The organism is Maridesulfovibrio sp. (assembly GCF_963666665.1).
GTDB lineage: Bacteria > Desulfobacterota > Desulfovibrionia > Desulfovibrionales > Desulfovibrionaceae > Maridesulfovibrio.
Genome location: NZ_OY762999.1, coordinates 3897021 through 3911784, shown reverse-complemented (window position 1 = coordinate 3911784; position 14764 = coordinate 3897021). Strand labels below are relative to the sequence as shown.

The 14764-nt window shown below is 49.3% G+C and carries 13 protein-coding genes; 5 read left to right on the top strand and 8 right to left on the bottom strand.

The features are described from left to right. Window positions 1-24: 24 nt before the first annotated feature. Both ACKU40_RS17905 and ACKU40_RS17900 read left to right on the top strand, forming a co-directional pair. The gene (locus tag ACKU40_RS17905) at window positions 25-408 is read left to right on the top strand and encodes an Hpt domain-containing protein (RefSeq protein ID WP_320174145.1); all 384 of its coding nucleotides are present in this window, start codon (window positions 25-27) and stop codon (window positions 406-408) included. Between the two features lie 80 nt (window positions 409-488). Then, complete coding sequence (locus tag ACKU40_RS17900; protein WP_320174144.1) at window positions 489-854, top strand: response regulator; 366 nt, start codon at window positions 489-491, stop codon at window positions 852-854. A gap of 16 nt (window positions 855-870) precedes the next feature. Here the strand turns inward: ACKU40_RS17900 and ACKU40_RS17895 are convergent, their stop codons facing one another. From ACKU40_RS17895 to ACKU40_RS17865, 7 genes are all read right to left on the bottom strand, one after another. Then, a complete protein-coding gene (locus ACKU40_RS17895) occupies window positions 871-1497 on the bottom strand; it encodes a LysE family translocator (protein ID WP_320174143.1) in 627 nt (208 codons plus the stop codon). A 76-nt stretch (window positions 1498-1573) separates the two neighbouring features. Then, complete coding sequence (gene purE / locus ACKU40_RS17890; protein ID WP_320174142.1) at window positions 1574-2065, bottom strand: 5-(carboxyamino)imidazole ribonucleotide mutase; 492 nt, start codon at window positions 2063-2065, stop codon at window positions 1574-1576. Next, the gene (gene purD / locus ACKU40_RS17885) at window positions 2062-3333 is read right to left on the bottom strand and encodes a phosphoribosylamine--glycine ligase (protein ID WP_320174141.1); all 1272 of its coding nucleotides are present in this window, start codon (window positions 3331-3333) and stop codon (window positions 2062-2064) included. The genes purE and purD overlap by 4 nt, the downstream gene beginning before the upstream one ends. 140 nt (window positions 3334-3473) lie before the next feature. Continuing rightward, on the bottom strand, window positions 3474-5150 hold the full coding sequence (locus ACKU40_RS17880; protein WP_320174140.1) for a methyl-accepting chemotaxis protein: 1677 nt from the start codon (window positions 5148-5150) through the stop codon (window positions 3474-3476). Window positions 5151-5209: 59 nt separating this feature from the next. After that, window positions 5210-7747: an ACT domain-containing protein gene (locus tag ACKU40_RS17875; RefSeq protein ID WP_320174139.1), complete on the bottom strand. Its 2538-nt coding sequence runs from the start codon at window positions 7745-7747 to the stop codon at window positions 5210-5212. Continuing rightward, entirely contained in the window at window positions 7748-8086 is a 339-nt protein-coding gene (locus ACKU40_RS17870; protein WP_320174138.1) for a P-II family nitrogen regulator, read from the bottom strand. Window positions 8087-8206: 120 nt separating this feature from the next. Next, a complete protein-coding gene (locus ACKU40_RS17865) occupies window positions 8207-9409 on the bottom strand; it encodes an ammonium transporter (RefSeq protein WP_320174137.1) in 1203 nt (400 codons plus the stop codon). 450 nt (window positions 9410-9859) lie between these two features. Here ACKU40_RS17865 and ACKU40_RS17860 point away from each other — a divergent pair, with 450 nt between their 5' ends. Beyond that, window positions 9860-10744 (top strand): metal ABC transporter solute-binding protein, Zn/Mn family, encoded by an 885-nt coding sequence (locus tag ACKU40_RS17860; RefSeq protein ID WP_320174136.1) that lies wholly within the window; start codon window positions 9860-9862, stop codon window positions 10742-10744. A gap of 79 nt (window positions 10745-10823) precedes the next feature. Here the strand turns inward: ACKU40_RS17860 and ACKU40_RS17855 are convergent, their stop codons facing one another. After that, window positions 10824-11057 (bottom strand): hypothetical protein, encoded by a 234-nt coding sequence (locus ACKU40_RS17855; protein ID WP_320174135.1) that lies wholly within the window; start codon window positions 11055-11057, stop codon window positions 10824-10826. A 321-nt stretch (window positions 11058-11378) separates the two neighbouring features. Here ACKU40_RS17855 and ACKU40_RS17850 point away from each other — a divergent pair, with 321 nt between their 5' ends. Together ACKU40_RS17850 and ACKU40_RS17845 are read left to right on the top strand one after the other, a co-directional pair. Then, window positions 11379-12914, top strand: a complete 1536-nt coding sequence (locus ACKU40_RS17850; RefSeq protein WP_320174134.1) for a sigma-54 dependent transcriptional regulator — start codon at window positions 11379-11381, stop codon at window positions 12912-12914. 178 nt (window positions 12915-13092) lie between these two features. After that, window positions 13093-14757: a hydantoinase/oxoprolinase family protein gene (locus tag ACKU40_RS17845; protein ID WP_320174133.1), complete on the top strand. Its 1665-nt coding sequence runs from the start codon at window positions 13093-13095 to the stop codon at window positions 14755-14757. Window positions 14758-14764 lie beyond the last annotated feature (7 nt).

Sequence of the window (14764 nt, the reverse complement as noted above, 5' to 3'; positions counted from 1 at the left end):
GCCAATTGCAAATTGGAGATAAAAATGAACGAAACTGATTCCCCTGAACGCTTTGACCTGCAAAGTGCATTGGATAGATTCTCAGGTGATCATGAATTATTGGAAGAGGCTATTGAGATCTTTATAGAAGAAGCAGTTAAGCACCTTTCTGCAATCAAGACTAGTATCGAGCATGGCAACCTGAAAGAAGCATCCGCCAGCTCCCACACCCTGAAAAGTGAATGCGGTGCTGTAGGTGCTATTCAAGCCCATTCACTGAGCTATGCCTTGGAAAAGGGCGCGGCAAAAGGTGACATGGAAGAGTCCTTGGAAATTTTCCCTCAACTGGCAAAAGAAATTGCATTGGCCATAGAGCTCCTGCCGGAAGCCAGCAGCCAGTTGCACTTACAACTAAAAACAGGTTATTAATTACTTAATATACGCACTACTTCCTTTTTAAATCTGCTTGAGGTAGGCAATATAAAAATCTTTCTAACCACCTAATTATTATGAAGACTATTCTGATCGTTGATGACGACCCTAAGATGCTTGAACTGCTCAAGCACTACCTCAGAAAAGAAGAGGTTACCACTCTCGCTGCAACAGACGGCGAGAAAGGTCTGTCCTTATTTGAATCCAATCCGGTGGATCTGGTCATCATTGACATTTTCATGCCGAATATGGATGGCATCCAGACCATCATGGAATTAAAGCAGAAAAAACCGGAATGCAGCATTCTGGTCATATCCGGCGGTGGAGAATTTACAGGTCTTGAGTACCTGAAACAAGCCAAGGCCCTTGGGGCAAAAGAGGCACTGGTCAAACCGTTTACCCAGAACGATTTCCTGAGCACAGTGCACTCTATGCTGAATTAATATCCAAGAGTGTCCACTACCTTCTGGAGCAGGCCAGACTCACCCCGAGTCCCACAAAAGCTGTTCCCAGAACTTTATTTATATATCTGCAGACAGCCGTCCCCTTAATCATTTCCTTTATCTTTTCTCCACCACAGGCATAGATCATCATGCATCCGAATGCGATAATGGTGAGTAGAATAAGCAGCATGGCAAAATGCTGGATGGATGCCTGTCCGCTGCTGATAAACTGGGGAAACAAAGCACTGAAAAATACAATTGCCTTCGGGTTACTGGCTGCGACCCAGAATCCCTGCGAAAAGAGCTTCCAATTTGAGGTACTCTTGGCAGCATCAAGGCTGTCCTCTTCGAAAGTGAAATCACCGGACATAAGAACTCCGATACCAAGCCAGACCAGATAGGCGGCTCCGGCATATTTAACCAGCATAAAAGCTGTTTCGGATGCTGCCAGCAAAGCCCCAAGTCCGGCAATAGAAACAACTGCCTGTAAAAATGAAGCAGCAGAATTACCCAAAGCAGTGGCAATTGCCCTCTTGGCTCCATACTTAACACCGTGGGTCAAAGCCAGAATCATGCTCGGTCCCGGGATTATGGAAGCCAGAAAAACCGTAAGCACATATACTCCCCAAAACTCAACTGACATGCATTCACTCCCTTAAAAAAAAGACCGTGCTCAAAAAAAGAGCACGGCCTTTTAATACTTTCTTGCATTAAAGAGATTAGCCTTCCAGTTCAGCAGCAGCCTGCTCAACGGAATCGATGAAACCCTGACGGGCTTCCCTGATCTTTCCGGCCAGTTCTTCGTCATGGAGAGCCAGAATCTGAGCTGCCATCCATGCGGAGTTCTTTGCGCCTACCTTATCAAGGGCAACTGTTCCTACGGGGAATCCCGGAGGCATCTGCACGGTTGCCAGCAGGGCATCCATACCGCCGAGAGCGGAACCGCATATGGGTACCCCCAGAACAGGACGGATGGTTTTAGCTGCCACGGCACCTGCGAGATGCGCGGCAAGGCCTGCAGCACAAATGAATATTTGGCAACCGTTATCTTCCAATTCCTTGACCAGCTTCGCAGTCCTTTCCGGAGTACGGTGGGCAGAGGAAACAGTGAATACGTGGGGGATACCGAGCTTGGTCAGCAGATCGGAACAAGGCTGCATTGTATCCTTATCCGAAATGGACCCCATGAAAATAGCTACTTTTGCACTCATTTTTTAAGACCCTTGTCACCTATGTCGCGACGGAAATAAGCTTTGTCAAAACTGAGTTTTTCAACAGCTTCATAAGCCTTTTTCTGGGCTGCTCCGAGATCCGCCCCCAGAGCGGTAACACCCAGCACACGGCCGCCGCTGGTTAATGTTTTACCCTCTTCATACTTTGTCCCGGCCTGAAAGACCTTGACGCCTTCAATCTTCTCAGCTTCCTCGAAACCGGTAATCTCTGCTCCCTTTTCATAGGGACCGGGATAACCGCCGGCAGCCATTACCACGCAAAGGGTGGTTTCTTCCTTGAGTTTCACGTCCACTTCAGGGAGGCGGTTCTCAACGCAGGCCAGCATGATTTCGACCAGATCGCAATCCAGACGCATCAGGAGCGGCTGGCATTCTGGGTCGCCGAAACGAACATTGTATTCAAGAACGGAAGGACCGTCTTCAGTGTACATAAGTCCGGCATAAAGAATACCGGTAAAAGGCTCGCCGCGTTCGGCAAGCAGTTTGAGAATGGGCTTGATAACCAGTTCAGCGGTTTCAGCATATTTGTCGCGGGGCAGAATGGGGGCCGGGCTGTATGCACCCATGCCTCCGGTGTTGGGTCCGGTATCACCTTCGCCCACGGCTTTGTGGTCCTGCGCGGAAGGCAGCAGGGCATAGTCTTCACCGGCACAGAAAGCGAGAAAGGAAGCTTCTTCACCCTTGAGGGCTTCTTCCACTACAACGCGCTCACCGGCAGTGCCGAAGATTTTTTTAACCATCATGTCGTCGAGAGCTTCAAGAGCCTCTTCAACAGTTCCGGCAACAACAACACCTTTACCTGCGGCAAGGCCGTCAGCCTTGACCACGATGGGTGCGCCTTTTTCTTCTACAAATTTTTTGGCTTGTTCATACTCATCGAAAACCTGAAAAGGAGCGGTGGGAACACCGGAATCACGCATAGTGATCTTGGAAAAGGCCTTGCTGCCTTCAAGATTAGCTGCATATGCGCCAGGTCCGAAGCAGGGTATACCTTCTTTGGCGAGGGCTTCCTTGATGCCGAGCACGAGGGGAAGTTCCGGGCCTGCCACAACAAGATCAATCTTGTTTTCTTTGGCAAACTTGACCAGTCCGGGCAGATCGTCATCCTTGATGGGCACATTGGTGCCGTGCAGACGGGTTCCGCCGTTACCGGGTGCGATAAAGATCTCAGAAACCTTGGGACTCTGGCTGATTTTCCAAGCCAAAGCGTGTTCTCTTCCGCCTGAACCTACAACAAGTATTTTCATGAAATAATTCCTCTTGGGATTGAGCTGAAGTGACCTGTGGGTATGTGGGTATTACTGCCTCCTAAAATATTAGGTTGGCAGCAAGCATCACTTAGATAAATATTGCAGATTTGGCAAGAAAATGCGTACGCCTGAAATAATTATCCGTTAACCTTCACATCAGCGGCAATTACACCCAGTACCCGGCCCTTGGAATCAAAGAACGGACCGGAAACCGTAATACAGTTCTCCCCGGTAGCTGAAGATTCATAAACATCGGATACATACATAGTCTGATCTTCTACAGCTCCACTGAACCATTCCCGGCCGGACCAATCTTTTCCACAGGCTGAACCGTCTTCGGCAAAGCTCTGCCACTGGCCGCTGATATTGCTGACCGTCTGAATTCCGTTGTGATCGGTGATGTAGAGAAGTTCGAGAAAACGGTTATCTCTCAAGGCTTTGTGCATAGCCCGCTCCTGCAATCCCCTGTTCAGGGAAAGCACATCGGAAGATTTGGCGAGAGAATCAATCACTTCCTGTACCTTACCATTACCGACCAGCTTAAACACACCGATCATATCATCAAGATCAGCTACGCGTCCACCAAGAACGGAAACAGCTTCACCTGCTCCCGCCATGGCTTCTCCGGTTTCATTGGAAATAGAATGAACTTCGTTAACGGCTTCACGGACATTGTTGCTGGCTTCAGCCTGCTGAACTGCTTCCTCGGCAATAAGGCGCACTCCGCGGGAACTCTTTTCAGCAAGATCAACAATCTCGCCGAGCGCCTGCCCGGAACTGGAGGCCAAACCGGACGCATTGCCGGCCAGATCATTAATATGATTAACCCCGGCCACTGTCATTTCAACGTGTTCCTGAATCCTGCTGATTTCGGTACCCACATCACGGGTGGCTTCCATTGTCTTTTCCGCAAGATTGCGGACCTCATCAGCAACTACGGCAAAACCGCGCCCGGCATCCCCGGCACGAGCAGCCTCAATAGCGGCATTAAGCGCCAACAAGTTTGTCTGATCGGCAATATCAGAGATAACGGACATGATGCTTCCAATGCCCTCAGCCTGCCTACCGAGAGCCTCAACCCTTCCGTTAAGGTCATTGGTATTACTCATAACCGTATTGATTGACTCGATGGTCTGCTCAAGGACATCTTCACCAGCCCTTGCGCGTTCAGCAGCGGACTCAGCATCTACCGCCGCGGAATCAGCCCGCTCCACTGAATACTGGATGGAAACATCAATCTGTTCCATGGAAGCTACAACTGATGACAGGTACTCCAGCTGCTTTTCAGCTCCCTCACTGGCCCGCGAAGAAGATTCTCCCAGCATCTCAGAACTGGAGCGGATGCCCTCGACTGCATTTTCAAGGGTCCCTGCTGCGGAAAGAAGCCCCTTGCTTCGAGCCTGTTCACCACGCACCCTTGCATCCTCGGCCATTTTATAAGCCTCAAGCTGTCGGGAAATTTCAATTTTACACTGCTTGTCAGCTTTATCCAGCTCGGCACGAAGCCCACTTATATAAGCCTCCAATCTGTCAGCAGAAGGCAGCAAAATGAAAGTGAAATCTAAGTCACTTTTAGATTCATAACCGGAAATAAGTCCATCAATCCACCGGCTGACACCGGCCCACTGAGCATTAATTATACGCCTGAGCATAAATCCGGAAAGAAGAATCACAGCACCGGCTCCCGCAAACAACGCCAGCAAAGGAGTAAGGTTCCCGCCCACGAATATTTCCGGAACAAGGACAAACGCAAGACAAAGCCCCAACAGGACCAACACATTAATCACAATATGAACAACAATCCTGCCGGGCATAAACAACTCCTATTAAGTATAAATTATCGGGAATACGGACGGGGATTAACCGCAAAGAATCAACTGTTTCCTGTAAGTGTGTATTCAAGGGCGCTGACAAGCTCCCGCAAATGGATGTGATCTTCAATCCTGCCACCCTCCGGTCCTTCTACATGAAAGACATCAAAGACAGACTGACCGGTGGTCGAAATACGGGCCATGCGCAGATTAATATTCATTCTCGCGAAGAAGGCCGCCATATCATAGAGAAGACCGGAACGATCCTGAGTAATCACTTCAATCAGCGAGCATTCGGCACTGGATTCGTTATCCACACTGATCCGGGTAGGAACCCTGCTGGGCACAGACTTGGCGAGAAGTGAATTGCGCTTCTTGTGCAGACGGTAATCAAGGGCCAACCTTCCGGTAAGCGCATACATAATGGAACGCTCCACCCTGCCCCAAATATCGGCAGGACAATTTTCCGCCGGAGCTTCCACAATGAAAATATTCACCGCTGTCCCGTCGGCCCATGAGAAAACTTCTGCCGAAAGGATGTTCACAGAGTGCAGGGCCAGCACGCCGCTCTGGGCAGCAAATAAAAAATTCTGATCTCTGGCAGTAATAACCAGCTTGATGCGTTTTTCGTCTTCGGTTTCAAAAACCCGAACCAGACTCAAGCCAAGGCCACCCTTGCCCGAAGGCTTACGCACCATATCCAGCTCATAAGCCCGGTTAAACTCCAGAACCTGATGCATATGCAGCACAATCTCATCCGGATCCTCAACCAGCAGATAACGCTCGGGCATGCAGCTGATCATGGATTCCACTAATTCCGGATCAATAAGGTCAACGGCACACTCGCGGATGCGGTTCATGGTCTCACCAAGCTGTTCTCCTGAGACAATTTCAGCAAAAGACTCGTCAGTAAGCACCAGCTCCAATCCGGCATATATCTCCCGTAAAAGAGACTCACTCCATGAATTCCAGACCCTTGGTCCGGTTGCCATGGAATCGGCCATGGAAAGGATAAAGAGCATACGCAAGCGACGCAGGGAGCCGACCTTCTCAGCTATCTTCTGCAAGGCTTCAACTGAGCTGAGATCAATAGACCGCGAAGAACGAATCAGAAGCAGGTGTTCGCGAACCAGAAAGACCACATCCTCCTTAAAACGCGCAGGAAAATCCGTGCGGGAGAGAATTTCATCAGCAATATCAGCCCCGCGTTCACTGTGATTACGCTTGCCCTTGCCGATATCGTGAAAAAACGCGCCGAGAAGCAAAGCATCGAAGTCTGCAGCGGAAATACATTTTCCACCTTCTGAAAATTCGTTGCGAAAAATATCGCAACATTTATGGACTGTAAGCAATGAATGCCTGCCCGGAGGATACTGATGGTATCCGTCATAAGGAACCAGCTCGGAAACCTTGGAAAATTCTGGAAGGAAAGACTTGAACACCCCGCTATCAAGCATTTCCACTGAGGCGCGCCAGCCGTACTCGCCCTTGAATATATCAATGATAATCTTCAGAGAGCGGGTTAAACTGATATCATTTGCAGAATTGATTCCTGAAACCGCCCTACGTGCTTCACGTGTAAGAGGCGCACCGGTTCTGGACTTTATACCGAAAACTTCCAGTCCGGCTTTGAGGCCGGCAATACCGCGATGATCAATAAAGCAGCGCGAATCGGCATCAAATGATTCCCGATAAAGGGCATCACCCATGGAACGTACCCGAACCATCGCCTGATGGATTGAGGTGAGCAGATCGTTGCCGCGCTTTGCCGGATCATACCCCTTAACTCCGCACAGCGAAGCAGTATCCGGTAAAATTTCAATGATCAATTTATCCTGCTTGCGTTTACGCAAAAGATGAACAGCAGAACGGGCCTGCATAAGCAAGGCTTCGTCCCTGCAGAGATCTGTCAGATCATTCTCGTTCAGCGGGAAGTAATCCCCCTTGATATCTGCACACCAGCGGATGAACTGCACATCGCGCAAGGTTCCCCAGCCGTTTTTCAGGTCAGGCTCAAGAACAACGGAATCCATGCCCTTCCCGGTCTTGGAACGGTTCTCCCACAGAATACGGCAGAACTCATCGCCTGCACCGGGGAGAACTTTTGCTCTGAATTCTTTAGAAATAAGCTGAAATAGCTCGTCGCGACCGGAAATGAACCGTAAATCCAGCAAGGAAGCCAGTACCTTGAAATCTGACCTTGCCAATTCGATATTCTGCTCCACGGTGCGCACACCGTGACCAACATCAAATTTAAGATCCCAGAGCGGGTGAAATAGAAAAGAAGCCAAATCCTCAAGATCTTCCAGTGGGGTCTGATCTGTAAGAATTAGGACGTCAATATCAGAAAAAGGTGCAAGATGCCCCCGTCCGTAACCACCCACGGCCACAATACACAGGTCTTCATAAGAAGAAAGGAGTCCCTCGGAAACGGCTTCCCTGACTCTTGCCCTGAAGTATTCATCCACCAGAGCGCATAGCTGCTGCGGGAAGTCCCGCGGCATGCTCTTGGAGCATGCCGCGAGGAGTATTTCACGTCCCGCCAACAACCTGTCAATGGAAGTCTCAGGGGACAATCCGGGGGATTTTTCAGTATTCATTTATATGGCTTCCGGCCCAGTCTCGCCCGTACGGATACGCACCACTTCTTCAACCGGGATAACAAAGATTTTACCATCGCCGACCTTTCCGGTCTTGGCAGCGGCACTGACTGCGTCGATCACTTCGGAAACCCGGTCTGCATCGACCACAATCTCAACCTTGGTCTTGGCAATGAAGTCCACCTGATACTCGGCACCACGGTAAACTTCCTTGTGTCCACCCTGACGCCCGAAACCTTTCACGTCAGTTACGGTCATGCCCTTAAGTCCGAGAGCAGCAATGGCGTCCTTTACATCATCGACCTTGAAAGGCCGTACAATTATTTCAATCTTTCTCATTGGAACTATCCTATATTATAAGATCAAACCCATTATTAGGGATTCCAAAGGGGCTTAGCTCCTCTGGCCGCCGGAGGCGAAATCATCTGACAAAAGCGCGAGGCGCATCGAGTCTCTGTTTTAAATCTGATAACCGGTTTCGCTGTGATCCGAGACATCCATCCCTGCAACTTCCTCTTCTTCAGAAGGACGCAAGCCGTAAAACTTGTCGATCAATTTGAAAAGAATCCAGCTTACAGTAAAACAGTATGCCCAGGTGGCAATGCAGGATTCAATCTGGATCCAAAGCTGGGAGGCGTTGCCGTAAAAGAGACCTTCCGCACCGATGCTGGCAAACAATCCGGTAACGATAGCCCCGTAAGTTCCGCCCAGACCGTGAATACCGACAACGTCAAGGGAATCATCGTAGCCGAACTTGGATTTCATAAGCACACCACCATAGCAGACCATACCGCCACCGAAACCGATAACAATAGAAGCCATGGGAGTTACAAAACCGGCTGCCGGGGTGATGGCAACCAGCCCGGCCACAGCACCGGAAGCAGCACCGAGAGTGGTAGGTTTGCCACCATGCATGGCTTCAACAAGCAACCAGCCAAGAACTGCGGCAGCTGCGGCAAGGTGAGTGGTTACAAAAGCATTGGCAGCCAGACCGTTAGCAGCAAGGGCGGAACCGGCGTTAAAACCGAACCAGCCGAACCAGAGCATACCCGCGCCGAGCAGGGTCATAGGCAGGTTGTGGGGAATGAAAGGCTCTTTACCATATCCCTTGCGCTTACCCACGACCAAACATCCGGCAAGAGCTGCTGCTGCGGAACTCATGTGAACAACCGCGCCGCCTGCAAAGTCGAGAGCACCATGGTCCCCCATCCAGCCGCCGCCCCAGACCCAGTGGCACATGGGAGCATAAACAAGGATAACCCAGAAGGCGCTGAAAATCAGCAATGCACCGAACTTCATACGCTCGGCAAAGGCTCCGGTTATAAGTGCGGGGGTGATGACCGCAAACATACACTGGAAAACCATAAAAAGAAGATGAGGCAGGTTGCTGGCGGGGCTGTTAACTGTATCCATGCCCACACCATTAAGGGCGAAGAAATCCATACCGCCGATAACACCGCCGATGTCAGTCCCAAAGGACAAGGAATACCCGATGACCGCCCAGACAATTGAAACCAGTCCGAGCATGATGAAACTCTGCATGATCGTAGCCAATACGTTTTTGCTACGCACCATACCACCATAGAAAAGGGCCAGCCCCGGAGTCATAAACATAACCAGAGCTGCACAAATAAGTATAAATGAAGTATCCGCCGCATTCATTTCTGATCAACCCCCGTTGATTCAATGTCTCTTTTTTACAATTTCGTCTCTAAAATCGTTTTTAACGCTTCTTATTTTACAATTTTAGACAAATCAGCCTTCAAAAATGCATTTTAGCTAGTAACAAAGCACGCTCTGTGCCAAAACTGGAAACTTCATACACATAAAGACAACTTTTATACACATAAAAAACATATTTGGAAAATTGCGGCAGAAAATTCAACTGACATTTATTAACCATAGACAATTAAATAAATCAAATCGCAGAAGAACCACAACTAAGATTCGAAAACAGCGACCCAATCAGTAATTAAATTTTCAGATTCGAAGAAAGCGAAAAAACAGGGAGGATCAGACTTGGCAAAACTGATGACAATCACAATTGACATCATATAAGATATGGCTCATCTTCAACTAGATGAAATTGAATCTCAAACACAGGAAGAAGACATGAAACTATCCAGAACAATCTTACTGACCGCAATAACCATACTATTGGGCTATTCAGCAGCTGGCGCCGAACAACTCCAGGCGACAGTCTCGATTGCACCTCTGAAATATTTCGTAGAAAAAATCGGCGGAGACAAAATAAAAATAAACATTATGGTCAAAGCCGGAAGCAGTCCTGCCACCTATGAACCACAGCCTAAACAGATGGCTGACCTAAGCAAGTCAGAGGTTTACTTTGCAATAGGTGTCCCCTTTGAACAGGCTTGGCTTCCGCGATTCAAATCCGCCAACAGCAACCTTGAAATCATAAATCTTGGAAAAGAAGCTGTTCACCGGACAATGAAGACTCACATCCACGGAGACGAACACGCCCACCATGATGACCATGGCGAAGCACAAATCAAAGACCCTCATATCTGGCTTGCCCCACCCTTAGTCAGAATCATCAGCCAGAAAATCAGAGACACCCTGATTGAGCACGACCCAGCACATGCAGAAGACTACACCCGCAACTACCTGAACTTTGCAGCTGAAATAAACATAATTGACTCCGAGCTCCTGAAAACATTTACCCAAAAAGGACAGGAATTCAGTTTCATGGTTTACCATCCTTCATGGGGATACTTTGCTGACACATACGGTTTAAATCAGATCCCCATAGAACTGGAAGGCAAGGAACCCAGCCCCAAAAAGCTGGCCCAGCTCATCGAATTCGCCAAAGCCAATTCAGTAAAAGCTATTTTCATCCAACCCCAATTTTCCCAAAAAAGCGCAAAAACCATAGCAAACTCTATCGGAGCACGCGTACTGACAGCTGATCCGCTAGCCGAAGACTGGGCCGCCAACATGCGCCGTACAGCCAGCGCATTTGCAACACAACACTAAAAAAGCCCGTTCATCATTTGATGAACGGGCTTTTTTTTAGCTGGCGATCATCCCGCAAAATAGCGGGTACACAAAACTACTAAAAACTAATCACTCCCATCAGGGTAGCCATAAAGGCAATGGGAGCACGGAGCTTAAAAGAATAAGAACTTGTCACCGGCATTTCAGCGGAAAGCCTGCTGCGCAGGTCTTTAAATGCCTGATCCATCTCACGACAGCTATCCAAGCGTTCTCTCCGAGCCTGTTTGGCTTCGATTCTCAAGAGAGACATATCTTCGCGATGCATGGATATTAAACTTTCAACACTACTCATCAGACCATCTCCGTATATTCGAGGAATTGCGTCGAATTTGTTCTTGAAAAGGTTATGGACCGGAAAGCCCGGAGGGGTCGGGGAGGTGGAGTGGGCTCTCCGGTCCATACTTGACTAACAAGCTATCTTCCCTACAGCACCATCCGTGCCAAATTTTATCAAGAACTGCTGACAGCACTATTTCAAAGGGATCGTTCTCCCAAAAACGCCATCAACTTAATTATTCACCGTGCAATCATTGTTGACCAAGAGTAATTTTACCGATATATCATAAATATCTCTAAATAAAAGAATCGTATAACCTGATAAAAACTTATTATTATGACTATATCTGTAAATGATTACAAGGCCCTTTCTAAAGAATTAGACCCGGAAAAATTGCAGCAACAAATTCTGACCCTGTTGCTTAAACTGCAGAATGTTGAACGCGGTTCCCTCTGGCTGGAACGAGACGGCATGTATGAATGCGTTGAAGCATTGGGTGAAAAAAGCGAGAACGTGAAAGGAGTCAGAATCTCTCCGCAGGAAAAAAGCATTGTGGGCTGGGTTATTCAAAATGGCGAAATGACCATTGCCGAAGCAGGAGACTCGCGGCATTACAGCTCACTGGAAAAAGACTTCAAAATTAAAAGCCGTCTGATCCTCTGCTTTCCACTTAAACTTGAAGGACAGGATGTTTATGGAGCTGTGCAGGTCATCGACACCAGTGCAGCAGGGGAACAGCTCAACCTTGACCCGGCATACCTGACCATGCTGCAGGACATGGTGGATATAGGTTCAATTTCCTTACGCAATTCCATTGAATTTCAAAAACAGCGCATTGAATTCGCCCAACTCAGCCGGACCTTGAGCAGCATCCGGAACAACAAGACAATTGTGGGCAATAGCCAATCCGTAAACAAGGCCCTCAAACTGGTCAAAAATTACGGAGCTACAAACTATCCGGTCCTACTCTACGGCGAATCCGGGACAGGTAAGGAACTATTCGCCGAAGAAATTCACGCCCAGAGTTCGCGGGCCCAGAAACCTTTCCTGACCCAAAACTGCAGTGCCATTCCCGAGAACCTGCTTGAAAGTGAACTTTTCGGTTATGTAAAAGGGGCATTTACCGGCGCCACCAGCAATAAATCCGGATTGTTTGAAGCTGCGGATGGAGGCACAGTATTTCTTGATGAAATCGGTGACATGGACATCAACCTGCAAGCCAAACTACTTCGGGTCCTGCAGGAAAGTGAAATCAAACCCCTTGGCGGCACCCATACAAAAAAAATCGACATCCGCATCATCTCAGCCACAAACCGCAACCTTGAAGAGGATGTACGTTCCGGCAGATTCAGGGAAGACTTATACTACAGGCTCAACGTCCTGCCCCTCAAGCTGCCCGCCCTGCGCGAACGAAGAGAGGACATCAACCTGCTGACCGGACATTTCCTGAGCCGAGAAGCTGCCCATAGCCATATGCTGCCTAAAAATATGTCTAACGAAGCAATGGCTGTTATGGAGAAATACAACTGGCCGGGAAACATCCGCGAACTGGAAAACATGGTCAAACAATTTCAAGCCATGGTTCCCGGCGACACTATATCCATCAAAGACCTTCCACTGCACATCGTGCACCCCGGGACTAAACCGCCCGTGGAGAATAGAGCCCGCAAACAGAGCGAAAAAACAATTCTGCAGGACGGACCGCAGGAAGACCTCAGCTCTTACACATGGAAAGAGATGGAATACTCGTACATAATGAAAATGCTGGAGAAATACCGCTGGAACATCAGCCGTGCAGCCCGTGCTGCCGAAGTTAATCGCTCCACCTTTGATTCACGCATGAAGAAGCTCGGCATAAGTAAAAACAACTGACGTCCTCCGCAAAGTAGAAGCATGAAACCGCTCACGGAACACATCAAGCCGCTGACGGTAAAAGCTCTGGACGTCAACATTGGCCGGGTGCTAGAGAAATAAATGGATCTATTCATTAATGTAATACTGCTCACCAGCCTCCCGCATGAAACGGGGGAAGAATTCAAGGAATTACCAGATGCTCCTTCTTGGAATTGATGTCGGCGGAACCCACACAGACGCTGTTGCCATAGGCCCAGACGGACTGGAAGCGCAGGTCAAGGTTGCCACAGAACATGACAACTTGCTCTCCTCCATCAGGACCAGCCTTGGAGAAATTCTCCGCCACACCGACCCTTCCCGCATACGCCAGCTGAACCTGTCCACAACCCTGTCTACCAACTCCATTGTTGAAGGAAACTACGAAGATGTGGGCGTAATAGTCTCCGCAGGTCCGGGGCTCGACCCCCATTCTTTCATGATCTGCAAGGATTTCCACGTTATCCCCGGATCGCTGGATCACCGCGGTTCGGAAACCAAACGGCTTGACAACCTCTCCCTTGAAGAAGCGATTGCTTCCTGCCGTAAATCCGGAATCAAAGTATATGCAGCAGTCACCAAATTTTCCCCCCGCAACCCGGCCCATGAAAAATCCATTGAACTGGCCATCGGCGACAATGCGGACTTCATCACTTTAGGTCACCAGCTCACCGGAAGACTTAACTTCCCGCGCCGCATTTCCACCGCCTTCTATAACTGTGCGGTCTGGCGGGTCTTCAACAAGTTCGCAGATGCCATTGCCGAGACCCTTGATGAAATGGGACTCGGTCAGATCAAGGTCAACATTCTCAAAGCGGACGGCGGAACCATGCCGCTGGAGCTTTCACGCAGGGTTCCGGTGCAATCCATCTTTTCCGGCCCAGCAGCGAGTGTCATGGGCATCATTGCCCTGTGCAACATCACCCACGATTCCATCATCTACGATATCGGCGGGACCACCACAGACATTGCAATTTTCGCCGGGGGAAGCCCGCTTATAGAGCAGGAAGGCATCCACATCGGCTCCCACCCCACCCTTGTTCGGGCATTAAAAGTCCACTCCATCGGCATCGGCGGGGATTCGGCCATATCAATGTTTGACGGCAGCGTCCGGGTCGGTCCCAACCGTCTCGGCCCGTCCATTGCCTTCGGAGGTGAAATCCCGACCCTCACTGACGCGCTTATCTGGAAGGGTTCCTGCGACTGCGGCAACACAGAACGTTCGAAATCAGGATTTAGTGCTTTTGCCGCTAAACACGGCTTTGAAGCTGAAGAACTTGCAGATCAGGCCATCGGATACGCAATAGAGAAAATCCATGACTCCACCCGCTGCCTAGTGGACGAGATCAACCAGCAGCCGGTCTACACCATCCACGAATTGCTGGAGAACAGAAAAATTATCCCCCGCAAGATATACATAATGGGCGGCCCGGCACAGGCCATGAAAATGGATATCTTCCGCAAGTTCCGACTTTCGACTGAAGTTCCGCAAAACTACGACGTAGCAAACGCAATCGGCGCGGCCCTGACCCGTACAACCACCGAGCTGGAACTCTTCGCCGACACCGAACGCGGACTCATGTTCATCCCCTCTTTGGGACACCGTGAGAACATCCCCCGCAATTACAAGATCGAAGATGCGGAAAGAGACGCCATGAACCACCTGCTGGCCCATCTCGGCGAAATGCATGTGGCCTCAGACGGTTCCAATGCCCAGATCACCAGTTCCTCATCATTTAATATGGTTAACGGGGCCAGTACTGTCGGGCGCAATATCAGGGTAAAATGTCAGATAAAACCCGGCGTGGACCGGACATATTCATAAACGGAGT